This is a genomic window from Roseomonas haemaphysalidis, assembly GCF_017355405.1.
Lineage (GTDB): Bacteria > Pseudomonadota > Alphaproteobacteria > Acetobacterales > Acetobacteraceae > Pseudoroseomonas > Pseudoroseomonas haemaphysalidis.
On record NZ_CP061179.1, the window covers coordinates 179,260 to 194,081 of the forward strand.

The 14,822-nt window shown below is 70.5% G+C and carries 15 protein-coding genes; 10 read left to right on the forward strand and 5 right to left on the reverse strand.

Annotation, left to right across the window (positions count from 1 at the left end):
* Positions 1-273: 273 nt before the first annotated feature.
* Entirely contained in the window at positions 274-1,206 is a 933-nt protein-coding gene (locus IAI59_RS20470) for a LysR family transcriptional regulator (protein WP_207415418.1), read from the reverse strand.
* Positions 1,207-1,409: 203 nt separating this feature from the next.
* On the opposite strand from IAI59_RS20470, the gene IAI59_RS20475 reads away from it, so the two are divergent.
* The 7 genes from IAI59_RS20475 (at position 1,410) to IAI59_RS20505 (ending at position 8,623) form a co-directional block, all read left to right on the forward strand.
* Entirely contained in the window at positions 1,410-2,669 is a 1,260-nt protein-coding gene (locus tag IAI59_RS20475; protein WP_237180382.1) for an MFS transporter, read from the forward strand.
* Entirely contained in the window at positions 2,666-3,508 is an 843-nt protein-coding gene (locus tag IAI59_RS20480) for a dihydroorotate dehydrogenase electron transfer subunit (protein ID WP_207415417.1), read from the forward strand. Before IAI59_RS20475 ends, IAI59_RS20480 begins: the two co-directional genes overlap by 4 nt.
* Positions 3,505-4,452: a dihydroorotate dehydrogenase gene (locus IAI59_RS20485; RefSeq protein ID WP_207415416.1), complete on the forward strand. Its 948-nt coding sequence runs from the start codon at positions 3,505-3,507 to the stop codon at positions 4,450-4,452. Before IAI59_RS20480 ends, IAI59_RS20485 begins: the two co-directional genes overlap by 4 nt.
* Positions 4,431-5,729, forward strand: coding sequence for a Zn-dependent hydrolase (locus IAI59_RS20490; protein WP_237180381.1), 1,299 nt, complete (start codon positions 4,431-4,433; stop codon positions 5,727-5,729). Before IAI59_RS20485 ends, IAI59_RS20490 begins: the two co-directional genes overlap by 22 nt.
* Before the next feature lie 78 nt (positions 5,730-5,807).
* Entirely contained in the window at positions 5,808-6,503 is a 696-nt protein-coding gene (locus IAI59_RS20495) for an orotate phosphoribosyltransferase (RefSeq protein WP_207415415.1), read from the forward strand.
* A gap of 152 nt (positions 6,504-6,655) precedes the next feature.
* A complete protein-coding gene (locus IAI59_RS20500; protein ID WP_237180380.1) occupies positions 6,656-8,230 on the forward strand; it encodes an ABC transporter substrate-binding protein in 1,575 nt (524 codons plus the stop codon).
* Between the two features lie 96 nt (positions 8,231-8,326).
* Positions 8,327-8,623, forward strand: coding sequence for a hypothetical protein (locus tag IAI59_RS20505; protein WP_207415414.1), 297 nt, complete (start codon positions 8,327-8,329; stop codon positions 8,621-8,623).
* Positions 8,624-8,693: 70 nt separating this feature from the next.
* Here IAI59_RS20505 and IAI59_RS20510 read toward each other — a convergent pair whose 3' ends face one another.
* Positions 8,694-9,416, reverse strand: coding sequence for an SDR family oxidoreductase (locus IAI59_RS20510; protein ID WP_207415413.1), 723 nt, complete (start codon positions 9,414-9,416; stop codon positions 8,694-8,696).
* A gap of 117 nt (positions 9,417-9,533) precedes the next feature.
* Here IAI59_RS20510 and IAI59_RS20515 point away from each other — a divergent pair, with 117 nt between their 5' ends.
* Positions 9,534-10,442 carry a LysR family transcriptional regulator gene (locus tag IAI59_RS20515; protein WP_207415412.1) on the forward strand — a complete coding sequence of 303 codons (909 nt, stop codon included), beginning with the start codon at positions 9,534-9,536 and terminating at the stop codon, positions 10,440-10,442.
* A gap of 486 nt (positions 10,443-10,928) precedes the next feature.
* The gene (locus IAI59_RS20520) at positions 10,929-11,066 is read left to right on the forward strand and encodes a hypothetical protein (RefSeq protein ID WP_207415411.1); all 138 of its coding nucleotides are present in this window, start codon (positions 10,929-10,931) and stop codon (positions 11,064-11,066) included.
* 169 nt (positions 11,067-11,235) lie between these two features.
* Here the strand turns inward: IAI59_RS20520 and IAI59_RS20525 are convergent, their stop codons facing one another.
* From IAI59_RS20525 to IAI59_RS20535, 3 genes are all read right to left on the reverse strand, one after another.
* Complete coding sequence (locus IAI59_RS20525) at positions 11,236-12,441, reverse strand: FAD-dependent monooxygenase (protein WP_207415410.1); 1,206 nt, start codon at positions 12,439-12,441, stop codon at positions 11,236-11,238.
* A 26-nt stretch (positions 12,442-12,467) separates the two neighbouring features.
* Positions 12,468-12,941, reverse strand: a complete 474-nt coding sequence (locus tag IAI59_RS20530) for a MarR family winged helix-turn-helix transcriptional regulator (RefSeq protein ID WP_207415409.1) — start codon at positions 12,939-12,941, stop codon at positions 12,468-12,470.
* A 157-nt stretch (positions 12,942-13,098) separates the two neighbouring features.
* Positions 13,099-13,779, reverse strand: a complete 681-nt coding sequence (locus IAI59_RS20535; RefSeq protein ID WP_237181244.1) for a FadR/GntR family transcriptional regulator — start codon at positions 13,777-13,779, stop codon at positions 13,099-13,101.
* A gap of 87 nt (positions 13,780-13,866) precedes the next feature.
* Between IAI59_RS20535 and IAI59_RS20540 the strand changes: the two genes are divergently transcribed.
* Positions 13,867-14,781, forward strand: a complete 915-nt coding sequence (locus tag IAI59_RS20540) for a fumarylacetoacetate hydrolase family protein (RefSeq protein WP_207415407.1) — start codon at positions 13,867-13,869, stop codon at positions 14,779-14,781.
* The last annotated feature ends 41 nt before the right edge of the window (positions 14,782-14,822 follow it).

Below are 14,822 nucleotides of genomic sequence, written 5' to 3' on the forward strand. Positions count from 1 at the left end.
GATCTCCATGTGGGAAGAGTGCTCGTAGGCCATGCGTGCGCCGCTGGCCTCGCCGGTCGCTGCCCAATGGGCCGATCGCGCCGGCGTAGCCTCACTGCCTGGGTGGACCACCCGGCCTCCGTCAACCGTTTGCCGGTGCCGATCGGCCTGCGCCCCTGGGGAGGGCTGACGGAGCAGATTGGCACCCGATCCGGCCTGCTGCGCCGTCCTCTGCCACGGGCCGTCGGCCAATGGTGCGGATCGGGAGCAGGCAGGGATGGCCCCGCCGCCCTGTCAGGCCGCCTGCCCGGCCGCCCGGGCCAGCGCGGCGGCGAGGTGTTCCGCGAACATGCCGGCGGCAACCGACAAGGGCGATTCGGCGCGGCTGTACAGCCCGAGCTGGCTTTGGATGTCGCCCCCGCCATGCCGCAGCGGCACATGCACCAGGGCCCCGGATGCCAGTTCCTTTTCCAGGCCGATGGGCGTCATCAGGCCGATGCCGACCCCGCGCAGGACCAGCTGCTTCATCAGGTCGATCGACCCGGCCTCGCAGCGCCCCTGCTCCAGCAGCCCTGCCTGGGCCAGCAGGGGGTGCAGCTGCTCGCGGTTGGCGAAGTTCTTGCGGGGCAGGATCAGCGGCTGGCCGCGCAGCTCGTCCAGCGCGGCATGCGACAGCGCGGCGAGCGGCGACCCCGGCGGCAGCACGGCGCCGAGCCGGAACGGCGCGGCGGCGATCCGCCGCAGGTCCGCGCGCGGTTTGACCTCGAAGGCCAGGCCGAGATCGGCATCGCCGTTGCTGATCGCCGCCGGGATGGCGTCGGTATCCAGAATACCCACCCCGATGCTGACCCGCGGAAAGCGGCGGCTCATGGCGGCCATGGCGGCGGGTACCATGTCGTGGCACAGGCCCTCCAGCGTCGCCAGCTCGGCATGGCCGGCTTCCAGCCCCTTCAGGGCATCCAGTCGCGACTGCACGCCTTCCGCGTCGCGCAGCACATGCACCACGTGCTGCGCCACCACCTCGCCCGCCGGGGTCAGCTTCAGCCCGCCGGCCAGCCGCTCGAACAGCGGCGCCTGCAGCTCGGCTTCCAGCGCCAGCACCTGCCGGTTGACCGCCGAGGACGCGACGTTGAGCCGGCGGGCGGCTTCCCGGATGCCGCCGGCACGGCGCACGGCATCGAAATAGATCAGCGAGGCCGCATGGATGCGCAGGCGGGGCCGCTTCAAAGGCCGTCTCCCAATGATGCCGGAACGGCATCAGCATGCACTGAATCTTGCGCTTGTTCGAGCGCCGGCTTCCTGGCGAAGCTGCACGCCATGGCCTGGTTTCCCGGGGATGCGGCATTCGCCACGGCGCGGCGGATCACCCATAGGAGCGCGAAGGCCCCCTGTCGGTGGCCTCGCCCCTGCCCGGAAAGGAAAGACTGACGATGACCAGGCCCACGGATGGTTCGACGGCCCCGCCCCCCGGCGGCGCCCTGGCGGACGGAGATGCCGTCTCGCCCGAGGGGTGGAAGGCCCTGTGGGGCTCCGCCCTCGGCTATGCCATGGACGGCTTCGACCTGCTGATCCTGGGCTTCATGCTGCGCGTCATCACGGCCGACCTCGGCCTCAGCCAGGCGGAAGGCGCCTCGCTGGTCACCGCCACGCTGGTCGGCGCCGTGATCGGCGGCGTCGGCTTCGGCATGCTGTCGGACCGGCTGGGCCGGGTGCGGGTGCTGACCTGGACCATCATACTGTTCGCCGTGTTCACCGGCCTGTGCGCCGTGGCGCAGAGTTACTGGGACCTCCTGCTGTACCGCACCATCGCCGGCATCGGCCTGGGCGGCGAGTTCGGCATCGGCATGGCGCTGGTGGCCGAGGCCTGGCCTGCCTCCAAGCGTGCCCGCGCCTCCTCCTATGTGGGGCTGGGCTGGCAGCTCGGCGTGCTGGCCGCTGCCCTGCTGACGCCGCTGCTGCTGCCGGTGATCGGCTGGCGCGGCATGTTCGCCGTGGGGCTGTTCCCGGCCGTCGCCGCCTATTTCATCCGCAAGGGGCTGCATGAGCCGGAGGTCTTCGTGGCCAAGGCCACCGCGCCGCGCCCGGCCCGCTCCTCGCTCGGCCTCCTGGTGGCCGACAGGGCGACTACGCGCTGCAGCATCGGCCTCGTGATCCTCTGCTCGGTGCAGAACTTCGGCTACTACGGCGTGATGATCTGGCTGCCGAACTACCTAGCCACGCGGTTCGGCTTCGATCTCACCCAGTCCGCCACCTGGACCGCCGTCACCATCCTCGGCATGGCGGTGGGCATCTACGCCTTCGGCCACGTGGCCGACCGCGTCGGGCGCAAGCCGGCCTTCTTCGGCTGGATGCTGGGCGCCGCCGTCATGGTGGTGCTGTATTCCCGGCTGACGGACCCCTTCGCGCTGCTGGTCGCCGGCGCGGTGATGGGCTTCTTCGTCAACGGCATGCTGGGCGGCTACGGCGCGCTGATCAGCGAGCTCTACCCCACCGCCGCGCGGGCCACGGCGCAGAACGTGCTGTTCAACATCGGCCGCGCCGTCGGCGGCTTCGGTCCGGTGGTGGTGGGCGCGGTGGCCGTGGCCTGGGGCTTCGACACCGCCATCGCCCTGCTGGCCCTGCTGTATCTGCTGGACATGGTGGCGATGTGGCTGCTGATCCCCGAGCGCAAGGGGGAAGCGCTGTCGTGACCGGCGCCGCGGGCCCTGCCGAAGGCGGCTGCGGCGGCTTCCGCCCCCGCGCCGCGGAGGAACGGGCGGAGGTGATCTCCAACGCCCCGGTCAACGGCGAATACCGCCACCTGGTGGTGGCCTGCGGCGCGCTGGCGGCGGGTGCCGCCCCCGGCCAGTTCTTTCAGCTCCAGTGCCCGGCGCCGCCGGGCGAGGCGCCGTTCCTGCGCCGCCCGATGAGCCTGTACGGCGCCGACCCGGCGGCCGGGCGGGTGGAGTTCCTGTACAAGGTCACGGGGGCCGGCACCCGGGGGCTGGCCACGCTGGCCCCTGGCGATAGGCTGCCCATGCTCGGCCCGCTGGGCCAGGGCTTCACGCTGGACCCGGCGTGGCGCCACATCGTCGCGGTGGGGCGCGGCGCCGGCCTCGCCACGCTGGGGCCGGTAGCCCGCGCGGCGGAAGCGGCCGGGATCGGCGTCACCGCCGTGCTGTCCGCACGTCGTCCGGATCTGGTGGTGTCGGACGCGCTGTTCCGCGCCCATGGCGCCGCCGTGGTCACGGTCACGGATGCCGAGGGCAACAGTGGGCCCGCGCATGTCGAACGCATCCTGCGCGGGCTGATCGCCGAAGGGCGGTGCGACGCGCTGTTCACCTGCGGCTCCTCGCGCCTGCTGCGCGTGCAGCAGGGGCTGGCGCGCGAGTTCGGCCTGCCCGGCCAGGTGGCCATGGAGCAGCAGATGGCCTGTGGCCTCGGCATGTGCTTCTGCTGCGTGCGCGACTTCAACGTGGGCGGCGAGATCCTGCACCGCCGCGTCTGCTGGGACGGCCCGGTGTTCGACATGCTGGAGGCGCTGCCGTGACCGACATGTCCGTAGAGGTCGGCGGGCTGCGGCTGGCCAACCCCGTGATGCCGGCGTCCGGCACCTTCGCCGAGGGTCTGGGCGCGGCGGTGGACCTGGACCGCATCGGCGCCTTGGTCACCAAGACCATCACGCGCGAGCTGCGGGACGGCAACCCGCTGCCCCGCGTGGCCGAGGTGGCGGGCGGCATGCTGAATGCCATCGGCATCCCGTCCAAGGGCATTCCCTACCTGCTGGAGCAGACCCTGCCGCTGCTGCGGCAATGGAGCCCGCCGCTGGTGGTCTCCATCTCCGCGCCCACCGCCGAGGGCTTCGCCTCGCTGGCCGCCGAGATCAGCGTGCCCGGGGTCGCGGCCATCGAGGCCAACATCTCCTGTCCCAACATCGAGGAGGACGGCAAGGCCTTCGCCATGCGCACCGCCTCCACGGAAGCGGTGGTGCGCCAGTTGCGGGCGGCGACCGCGCTGCCGCTCTGGGTCAAGCTCACCCCCAACACCGGCGACATCGCCGAGGTGGCCCGCGCGGCCGAAGGGTCGGGCGCCGACGCCCTGGTGGTCGCCAACACCGTGCTGGCCATGGCGATCGACCTGCAAACCTTCCGGCCGCGCCTGGGCAACGTCATGGGCGGCCTGTCCGGCCCCGCCATCAAGCCAATGATCCTGCGCCAGGTGTATCAATGCGCCCGGGCCGTGCGGACCCCCGTGATCGGCTGCGGTGGCATCAGCACGGCGGCGGACGCGGCCGAATACATGCTGGCCGGCGCGGCCGCCGTGCAGGTGGGCACCGCCACCTTCGTCAACAGCCGCGCCATGATCGAGGTGATCGAAGGCCTGGACCGTTTCTGCGAGGCACGGGGCATCGCCCGCGTTTCCGACCTGACCGGCGCCCTGCGCCATGAGGAAGCCGACGAGGACGACCTGTCATGGGTGTCCCCCGCGCCATGAGCGCCGCCCTGTTCGCCGAGGCCGACGCGCCCGGCCGCGCCCTGGCGGAAGAGCTGTTCGCCGCGCTGCGCCAGGCGGGCGACGACGGCGTCGGCATCACCCGTGACAGCTTCGGCGTCGGCGAAAGCCAGGCGCTGGACATCATTCAGGCGGCGGCGGAACGCCACGGGTTGCCCGCCGCGCGCGACGCCGGCGCCAACCTGGTGGTGACGCTGGCCGGCACTGACCCGTCCCTGCCCGTGCTGGCCTGCGGCTCGCACCTCGATTCCGTGCCGCAGGGCGGCAATTTCGATGGCGCCGCCGGGGTGATCGCGGGGCTGATGGCGCTGGTCCGCATCGCCGCGTCCGGCCGCCCACCCCGGCGGGGCCTCCACCTTTATGCCTTGCGGGGTGAGGAAAGCGCCGCCTTCGGGCGGGCCTACATGGGCTCCTCCGCCCTGTTCGGGCAGTTGTCGGCGGCCGACCTCGCCCTGCCGCACGCCAAAACCGGGCGAAGCCTGCACGACTGTATGGCCGGCGTCGGCGCCGACATGGCGCGCATTTCGCGCGGGGAGCCGCTGCTGGACCCCGCCTCCCTCGCCGGCTGGCTGGAGCTGCATATCGAGCAGGGGCCGGTCATGGTGGCGCGCGGCCTGCCGGTGTCGGTGGTCACCGGCATTCGCGGCAACGTGCGGCACCGCGCCGTCACCTGCCATGGCGAGGCCGGCCATTCCGGCGCCGTGCCACGATGGCTGCGCAAGGACGCCGCCTTTGGCGCGGTGGAGCTGTTGCACCGGCTGGATGGCCACTGGCAGGCGCTGCTGGGCCAGGGCCACGACCTGGTGGTGACCACGGGGGTGCTGGGCACCGACCCGGCGGAGCACGCCATCGCCCGCATCCCCGGCCTGCTGCGCTTTTCCTTCGAGGTGCGCAGCCAATCCCAGGCCACGCTGGACGCCTTTTATGACCTGTTCCTGGAGGAATGCCGCGCCATCGAGGCCGAGCGCGGCGTGCGTTTCTCCATGGAGCGGCGGCTGGACACGGCGCCCGCCGTGATGGACCCGGGGCTGGTGGAGCGGCTGCGCCGCGTGATCCGCGACCTCGGCCTGCCGGACGAGCCGATGGCCAGCGGCGCGGGGCATGATTCGGCGGTGTTCAGCAATGCCGGCGTGCCCAGCGCCATGCTGTTCGTCCGCAACGAGCACGGCTCCCACAACCCGCGCGAGGCGATGGAGATGGCCGACTTCATGGCCGGTGCCGAGGTGTTGTGGCGCGTCCTGGCCGAGGCCGCCGCGTGAGCATGCTCCTGCACACCATGCCCTTGCGTTCCGGGGCGGAGGCGGTACCTCCCCGCCTGTGGAGAAGGAGTGCCGGCCATGCGTGACCCAGCAACCGAGGCCGGCGCGGCCATGGCCCGCCTGCTGCTGGAAGCCGGGGCGGTCCAGGTCAGCGCGGACCGCTCCTTCGTGCTCGCATCCGGCTGGGCCAGCCCGGTCTACGTCGATTGCCGGCGGCTGATCGGCATGCCCGGGCCCCGCGCCCGCGCGACGGAACTGGCGCTGGACTTCATCCGTCGGCGCTTCGGCGATGCCCCGCCCTTTGATGCCGTGGCGGGTGGCGAGACTGCCGGCATCCCCTGGGCATCCTGGATCGCCGACCGGCTCGGCCTGCCGCTGCTCTACGTGCGCAAGCGCCCGCTCGGCTTCGGCCGCAGCGCACAGGTGGAAGGCGGGGCGCCGGACGGCGCGCGGGTGCTGCTGGTCGACGATCTGGCGACGGACGCCGCCAGCAAGGTCGCCTTCGCCAAGGGGTTGCGGACTGCCGGCATGCGCCTGTCCGACGCGCTGGTGCTGTTTCACAACCGCGCCTTTCCGGGCTGGCACGAGCGCCTGCTCCGGCTGGACCTGTCGCTGCACGCGCTGGCGAGCTGGGACGACGTGCTGCGGCTGCCGGCGGACGACCCCCTGCTGCCGCCGGCCGACAGGCAGGTCATCGAGCGGTTTCTCCGCGACCCGGCCGGCTGGTCGGCCGACCATGGCGGCCGCTCGGCGCCCATGCAGCCGCCGCTGTAACGCCCAGGTCCAGCCACGGTGCAAGGCCCCTGCCGCCGATTTGCGATAGGCACCGGCCCCGGTGCAAGGTGGCGGCCGTGCCAGCCGGACCACGACGGTCCGCGCCGGAGCATGGCATCGCGCGCGATCGCCGCCGCAAGGGGAGAAGCAGGATGATGGGACGGAACTGGCGCATCGCCGCCGCGGCGGTGCTGTTGGGCACGGCGGCGACGGCCGCGCGGGCCGCCGACCTGCGGATGGGCGTCAGCGCCTTTCCGCTGTCCGTCGATCCGCACTTCTACAACGGCATCGGCGACCGCAACCTGTCCCTGCACCTGTTCAGCCGCCTGGTGGAGCAGAAGGGCGACATGTCGCTCGCGCCCGGCCTCGCCGCCGAATGGAAGCTCGTGAACGACACGGTGTGGGAGTTCACGCTGCGCGAGGGCGTCACCTGGTCGGACGGCAAGCCGCTGACGCCGGAGGACGTGGTATTCTCGTTGACGCGTTCGGCCAACATCCCGAACAGCCCGCTGGGCTACGCGCCGTTTACCCGTGACATCGCCAGCGTCGAGGTGGCGGGGCCGCGCACGGTGCGCATCGTCACCAAGCAGCCCTCCCCGATCCTGCCGGTCAACATGAGCGCGCTGTCCATCGTCGCGAAGCACGCGGCCGAGGGCAAGGATAGCGGCGAGTTCGACAACGCGGCCGTCTCCACCGGCACCGGCCCGTTCCGCCTCGTGTCCTTTGCCCGCAACGACCGTGCGGTGCTGGAGCGCAATCCAGCCTTCTGGGGCGAGAAGCCCGAATGGGACCGGGTGGAGATGCGCTTCATCGCCAACGAGGGCGCGCGCAGCGCCGCGCTGCTGGCCGGCGACGTGGACCTGATCGACGCGCCCAGCCGCAACGACCTGCCGCGCCTGCGCCAGGACGAGCGGTTCCGCGTGGTGTCCACGCCCGGCAACCGCTCCATCATGCTGCTGCCCAACGTCATCGCCGAGGGCGGTTCCCCGGAGGCCACCGACAACGACGGCAAGCCGCTGGCGCAAAACCCGTTGCGGGACCTGCGGGTGCGGCAGGCCCTGTCGCTCGGTATCGACCGCAAGGGACTGGCCGAGCGGGTGCTGGAAGGCACCGCGCAGGCCGCCGGGCAGTTCATGTGGCCGGGCGCCTATTCCTTCACGCCGGACATCCAGACCCCGCCCTTCGACCAGGCCCGCGCCAAGGCGCTGCTGGCCGAGGCGGGGTTCCCCGCCGGCTTCCGCCTGACGCTGAGCGCCTTTGCCGACCGCCCGGACTTCCGCACCGTCGCGCAGGCCATCGCGCAGATGTGGACCCGCATGGGCGTGCGGACGGAGGTCAATGCCGTGCCGGCGGCGGTGTACCTCGGGCGCGGCGCCAAGCACGAATACCTGATGCCGTTCTTCAGCTGGGGCATCAGCACGGGCGAAGCCGGCTATGTGCTGAACAACATCTTCACCACCATGGACAGCCAGACCGGCGCGGGGCCCGCCAATTGGGGTGGCTATTCCAACCCGGCGCTGGACGCGCTGATCGCGCGGGCGCAATCGACCATGGATGACGCGGCGCGGGAGGCGCTGCTGGTCCAGGGCCAGAAGGCCGTGGCCGACGACGTGGCGGCGATCCAGCTCTACCAGCTCGTCAACTTCTGGGCGACGCGGCGCGGCGTGGCCTACGGGGCCCGGCAGGACCAGCGCACGGTAGCCACCAGCGCGCATTCCGTGCGCTAAGGGCAGGCGCCTGCCGCCACCCCGGGCGGTGCTGGCGCGTTGTCCGGCAAAGGCCGGCATTGTCGCCGGCCCCGCCCTGACCGCAGGAGAGCACCCTTGCCGACATTCACCAGCTTCCTCCGGGCCCTTCCGCTCAGCCTCGTCCTGGCCTCGCCGGCCCTGGCGCAGCAGACCCCGCCGGCGGCCGACAACGGCCCGATCCGCAACGGCCGCCAGCAGCAGCCATCCCGCGACGCAACGGCCGACCGCCTCCGTCAGCAGGGCGTCGGCGTTCCGGGGCAGGAGCAGGACCGCGAGCTGAAGGACCTCAATGACCTGTCCCGCCAGCTCCTGCCGCCGGGCAGCGCGGTGCCGGCGCCGGAGGTGGAGCGGCCCCCCGCCACTAGGCGCTGAAGGCAGCCTTCTCCCCGGGGCATCCCCCGAGGCACTGGCCGCCTCGGCCGCCATGCCCGGTGCCCTCCGCTCAATGGCGCGAGGCGGTGGGGCGGACGACGATCTCGTTCACGTCCACGTCCTCCGGCTGCTCCACCGCGAAGCGCACCGCGCGGCCGATGGCGTCCGGCTTCAGGGCGATGGCGCGGTAGGTCGCCATCGCCTCGGCCGCCACGGGATCGGTGATCGTCGACGCCAGCTCGCTTTCCACCACGCCCGGATGGATGCAGGTCACGCGCAGCGCCGTGTTTTCCTGCCGCAGCCCGTCCGACACCGCCCGCACGGCATGCTTCGTCGCGCAGTACACGGCCGCGGTCGGCGAAACCGCCAGGGCGCCGATCGAGGCGATGTTGATCACATGCCCCGAGCCACGCGCCGTCATCTCGGGCAGCACGGCGGCGATGCCGTACAGGACGCCCTTGATGTTGACGTCCACCATCCGGTCCCATTCCTCCACCTTCATGGAAGCCATCAGTGACAGCGGCATGATGCCGGCATTGTTCACGATGACGTCCACGCGCCCCCAGGCGGCCCGCGCCGCATCGGCGAAGGCCTGCATGCTGGCCCGGTCCGTGACGTCGAGCCGCCGGGTCAGCACGGTTCCGCCCGCTGCCGTGAGTTCCCGCGCCAGGGCGTCCAGCCGGTCCAGGCGCCGCGCGCCAAGGACTAGCTTGGCCCCCGTCTTCGCCATTTCGCGGGCAATGCCCGCGCCGATGCCACTGGAGGCACCCGTGATCAGCACGACCTTGTCCATGTCCGTTTCCGTTCCGATGGGCGGCAAAAGCGCCGCGCCGTGGTCCAGGACCTAGACGTCCAGCATTGTCGCGATAATCTTCCTTCCGTTACTCACACTGGTAAGCCATAGTAACCAATGCTTCATGACCTGCAGACCGTGACTGTCTTCGTCGCCGTGGCTGAAGCCCGCAGCTTCCGCGTCGCGGCCGACCGGCTCGGGGTCACCCGCTCAGCGGTCAGCCAAGCGGTTCGCAAGCTGGAAAACAGGATCGGCGTGGCGTTGTTGTTGCGCACGACGCGAAGCGTCAGCCTCACCGAAGCCGGAAAGCGGCTCTACGACGCCGTTTCCCCCGCTTTGGGGGAGGTGGACGCAGCGGTGCGGGTGGCCGGAGACCGGCGCGCGCGGCCAAGCGGCCTGTTGCGGCTCGCCGTTTCTTCCATCGCGGAGGATTTTCTGTCGGGCCCGCTGCTGGCGTCCTTTCTGGAAGCTCATCCTGACATCCGGCTTGATGTCGTGGTCACGGACGTGGAATTCGATATTGTCGCCGAAGGGTATGACGCGGGCGTGCGGCTGGGCGAGGTGATCGCGCAGGACATGGTCGTGGTGCCGGTGTCGGAAAGCCAGCGGCAGCTGGTGGTGGCATCGCCGTCCTACCTCGCGCGTCACGGCGTGCCAGGGCATCCGCACGAATTGTCCGGGCACCGCTGCATCGGCTGGAGGGCTGATCCCGGCCTGCCGCCATACCGATGGGAATTTGGCACCGAAGGGCATGAATTCGCCGTTGCCGTGGAGCCGGAAGCCACCACCAATGACATGTGGCTGATGATCCGCCTGGCTTGCGCGGGCGCGGGGCTGACCTTCGGAATGGAGGCGACCTTCCGCCCCTTCATCGACCGCGGCGAACTGGTGCCCGTGCTGCAGGAGTACAGCCCGAGCTTTCCAGGATTTTACCTGTACTTCCCCAGCCGCAGGCACCTGGCCCCCAAGCTGCGCGCGCTCGTGGACCACCTGCGCCGATGGCGCCACGACGCTGAAGCAGCTTGAAGCGGGCTTTCTTTCGGAGGCGGGGCCACGCAGGATGGCCGGGCAGAAGCAGGCATTCCGATGATGGTTGGTGGATGCCTTCGGATTCGCCGTAGCTGTCAGCAACGAAGAATGAATGGGAAGAGGATCGGGAGCATCATAGCGGTAGTAAGTCGGCATTGCGGTGCAACCCCGGCAACGCTCAGGCGCTGCATCAGCAATGCCCCGCATCCCGCAACAATTTGGTGGTCAACGTCGTGCTGCCCCACAGGCATGCCACTTGAACATGCTGGTCCGCGCATCGGCTTCGCGGGTGGGGTGGGATAGTGGGCCATGCGCATGACAGGCCATGAGGCTTGGGCAGCGACGTCGGTCCGAGGCGATGTTGCCCAACCTGAGGTTGATAATTCGAGTCCAGCAGACCTTCGCCGCGGTGCTCCCCGCACTTCCGCTGATCTTGGCTTGGACGTCAGGCCGGCCATACTGGGCGCATCGCATGAGGAGGGAATGGTAGCTGGATCCCCGCCGCGGGACGACCGCACGGCTGGCGAGGACTGGGTGCTCGTGCTGATCGCTATCTTCGTGTTCGTCGGGTCGGTGACGGCCGGGTTGCTGATCTGGTGCTTTCTGATCACCTGGCGCTGAAGCTCCCGTGGCTGCCTGATGATACGGCTGCCCTTGGCGATTGCCTTCAAGACATCGCCGTTGGCTCCGCATAACGCAGAGCGCCTTTGCACAACGCGACCGCTGTGACTTTGCGGGGCGTATGGCGCTCCGCAGAGTTGGTACCCCTGGCCTGCTCCGGCGGCACCGCTCAGCCCGCCGGGACCGGCCGGTCGGGATAGTTGGACAGGTCCGGCCCCTTCGGCCCGCCCGCGAAGAGCTTGCCGGCGGTCTGGCGGACCGATGGCCGGCTCGCGAAGCGCAACGCCCGGTGCAGCAGGCGGATGCCGAAGCAGCTATGCGGGTTCATCATGCGCGGCGCGATCTTGGGAATGCCCTGGCCCTTTTCCACCATGGGCCGCATGGCGGCCTCATAAGCGTCCAGGGCGAGGGTCAGATCGTCGGCCCGCTGCAATTCAGCAGCCAGCACGTAAGCACCGGTGACCGCCAGCGTGGTGCCGATGCCGGCGAGCGGCGTGGCGCACCAGGCGGCATCGCCGGTCAGCACCACACGGCCCTTGGACCAGCGCTTCATCCGGACCTGCCGCAGCACGTCGAAATAAAAATCGGCGGTGCCGTCCATGCCGGCCAGGACGCGCTCCGCCTGCCAGCCGGCATCGGCGAAGCGCTGGTGGAGATACGCCTTCTGGCGGTCCGTGTCCCACTCATGGGCGCCGTTCGGCCGCTGCTGGATGGACAGGTTCGCGCGCGTTGTGCCGTGCGCGTCAGGCCGCAGCGAGACACTGCGGCCCTGGGTCGCATTGTACCAGCGCCACATCCGGTCATCATCCGCGGTGCGTGGGATCGTGAAGTAGGCGATCGTCAGGTCCATCCAGCGCGGGTCATTGCCACCGGGAAACACCATCTCCCGCGTGCGCGACCCCACGCCTTCCGCGACGATCACCAGATCGAAGCGTTCCGTCGCGCCGCCGCTGAAGGCGACGACGGCACCGCCGGCGCCATCGTCGATCCGCGCGATGGTGTCCCCGAAGCGGAACCGCGCATGCGGGCGCGCGCCGTCATACAGCAGGCGCGCCAGGTCGCCGCGCAGGATCTCCATCTCCGCGGTTGGGCCATCGCCGCCCATCTCCGCCGTGATAAATTCCGCCACCACCTTGCCGTCGGCCTCCACCCAGGCCGTCCCCTGTTCACCGGTGCCCTGGTCCAGCGCCGCCTGTTCCAGGCCCATGCGGCGCAGCACCTCGCGCCCGACGCCCCGCACGTCGACATTCTGGCCGCCGTCACGGAAGGCGGGTGCGCGTTCCACCACCGTCACGTCCCACCCCAGTCGGCCCAGCCACCAGGCGGCGGTGTTGCCGGCGACGCTGGCACCGGAGATCAGAACACGACGGGACATGGCGGCCCTCCTTCCCGCAGGAAACATCATGCATGATGTAATGTTACATCGTCCTGCTGGAAATTGTCGATCAGCCGTTGCAGCAGGGCGACCAGCCGGGCGGCATCCTCGACGGAAAAGCCGCGCAGGCCGTGCTCGTTGGCCGCGATCAGTGCCTGGCCACCGATCCGGGCGGCGTCCTGCCCCTGCTCGGTCAGCCGCACCAGCGCCGCCCGCCGGTCCGTGGCCGAGGGCGTGCGCGTGATCAGCGCCATGGCCTCCAGCTTGTCCAGCAGGGCCACCATGGCGGGCTGCTTCACCGCCGATGCCCGCACGAGGTCGCGCTGCAGCATCGGCCCCTTCCAGGACAGCAGCAGGACCGGCCCGATCAGCGCGAGCGTCAGGCCGGAGGGCCGCAGGGCCGCGTCCACGCGGCGGTTGAACACACGGGCCGCGTGGTTGGCGAGGTAGCCCGGTGCGATGGCGGCCTGCGGATGGATGTCGTCGGTTCTGCGGGGCATGGGCGCTGTTTGCGCCATGGCGGCGTGGGGTGCCAGCGATCATGGCAGGGGTAGCCCGGACGGCGGTGCCGCTGTGCCCCGTTTTGCAACGGCGGCATACGCGGCACTTCGCCGTCACGCCGCCCGGCCGCCAGCAGCGGTGCCGGGGCGCGTGTGCTTACGCGTCGTCGCCGAACATGTAGCCCTGGACGAACAAGATATGCGTGCGCATCGCGCGCCGCGCTTCGGCCTTGTCGCGCTGCCGGACCGCATCCACCATGGCGTGGTGGTGCTCCTGCAAGGCGGCCCGGCGCTCCGCCGTGTTGCCGCGGGCCTTGAGCTGCCCCCAATCGGTCCGCTCCCGGACCCGGGCCAGCGAGCGTGACATGGCGATCACGGCACCGTTGTGGGTGGCGAGCGCGAAGGCGTCGTGCAACGCGGCATCCCATTGCTCGAATTCCGCAAGGTTGCCGGCAACGTCGGTGCCGCGCAGGCAGTCCACCATGCGCGCGATGTCGGCCTGGGTGGCACGGGCCACGGCGAGAGCGATCATCTCCGGCTCCAGCATCAGCCGGCACTCCACCACGTCGGCGGGGCTGAGCGCCTCCTCCACCGCCGGCGCGCCGCCGGCCGGGGCGCTGCGGAAGGTGCCGCGCCCGACATGGCGAATGATCATGCCTTCCGCCTCAAGCGCGTCCAGCGCCCGCCGCACGGTGTTGCGGGCAACGCCGTAGCGGGCGCCGAGCTCACGCTCCGTTGGCAGCCGGCTGCCGACCGGCCAGCGGTCGTTGCGCAATTCCTCGGTCAGGAGGTCACGCAGCGCCAGCGCCCCCCTGCGTTCCGTGATCTGCTGTGACACCGAATGTCCTTGACGCGATAAACCAATAAGCGAACCATACGACAGCATTGGCTCAAAATAAAGCCAAATTGGTATAGGGATAATGTGATGAAGCTTGCGATGGTGCGGCGGTCCGGCTCACCCTGCCTTGCGCGTGTCGACCAGTCGGGAACGCGTTTCTGGCCAGTCGCCGAGCTTGGTTCCGGCTTGCCGCCGGATATGGCCGGGCTGATCGCCGCACTGAGCGCCGGTGCCACGCTGGCCGAGCCGGCGGGCGAGGGCACGCCACTGGAGCCGGCGGACCTGCTGGCACCCCTGCCGAACCCGCCGCGCAACATCTTTTGTGTCGGCAAGAACTACTTCGCGCACGCAAAGGAATTCGCCGGCAGCGGCTACGACTCCTCCTCCACCAGCGCCGCCGACGCCATCCCGAAGGCGCCGATCATCTTCACCAAGCCGTCCACCTCCATTTCCGGCCCCTGGGACGACATCCCCCTGGTAGCAGGCCTGGATGCCGAGGTGGATTACGAGGCGGAGCTGGCGGTGGTGATCGGCCGCGGCGGGCGCTGCATCCCGAAAGCCCAGGCCATGGAGCATGTCTTCGGCTACACCGTGGTCAACGATGTCACGGCGCGGGACCTGCAGGGCAAGCACAAGCAGTGGCTGCTGGGCAAGGGCATCGACGGCTTCTGCCCCATGGGGCCCTGGATCGTCACGGCCGATGAGCTGTCGGCCAGTGCCATGCGCGTCACCTGCAGCGTCAACGGTGAGAAGCGGCAGGACGCGGTGACCGCCGACCTGATCTTCGACATCCCGACGCTGATCGAGACCATCTCGCTCAGCATGGCGCTGCTGCCGGGCGATGTGATCGCGACCGGCACGCCGGAAGGGGTGGGCATCGGCTTCAAGCCACCGCGCTTCCTGCGTCACGGCGACGTGGTGGAATGCGCGATCGGGGGCATCGGCACCATCCGCAACACCCTGCGCCAGGCAAGCATGGCAGAGCTGCGCGGCGCCGCCTGACCGGCCGCCGCGAGGGAGAAGCGGGGAGACAAGGGCCGGCG

Bases quoted from the DNA above. Each gene is read 5' to 3' on its own strand.
- IAI59_RS20510 (WP_207415413.1), bottom strand. From the start codon at position 9,416: ATGGACAAGGTCGTGCTGATCACGGGTGCCTCCAGTGGCATCGGCGCG.
- IAI59_RS20520 (WP_207415411.1), top strand. From the start codon at position 10,929: ATGGTAGCTGGATCCCCGCCGCGGGACGACCGCACGGCTGGCGAGGAC.
- IAI59_RS20500 (WP_237180380.1), top strand. From the start codon at position 6,656: ATGATGGGACGGAACTGGCGCATCGCCGCCGCGGCGGTGCTGTTGGGC.
- IAI59_RS20540 (WP_207415407.1), top strand. From the start codon at position 13,867: ATGAAGCTTGCGATGGTGCGGCGGTCCGGCTCACCCTGCCTTGCGCGT.
- IAI59_RS20475 (WP_237180382.1), top strand. From the start codon at position 1,410: ATGACCAGGCCCACGGATGGTTCGACGGCCCCGCCCCCCGGCGGCGCC.
- IAI59_RS20530 (WP_207415409.1), bottom strand. From the start codon at position 12,941: ATGCCCCGCAGAACCGACGACATCCATCCGCAGGCCGCCATCGCACCG.
- IAI59_RS20490 (WP_237180381.1), top strand. From the start codon at position 4,431: ATGGGTGTCCCCCGCGCCATGAGCGCCGCCCTGTTCGCCGAGGCCGAC.
- IAI59_RS20515 (WP_207415412.1), top strand. From the start codon at position 9,534: ATGCTTCATGACCTGCAGACCGTGACTGTCTTCGTCGCCGTGGCTGAA.
- IAI59_RS20495 (WP_207415415.1), top strand. From the start codon at position 5,808: ATGCGTGACCCAGCAACCGAGGCCGGCGCGGCCATGGCCCGCCTGCTG.
- IAI59_RS20525 (WP_207415410.1), bottom strand. From the start codon at position 12,441: ATGTCCCGTCGTGTTCTGATCTCCGGTGCCAGCGTCGCCGGCAACACC.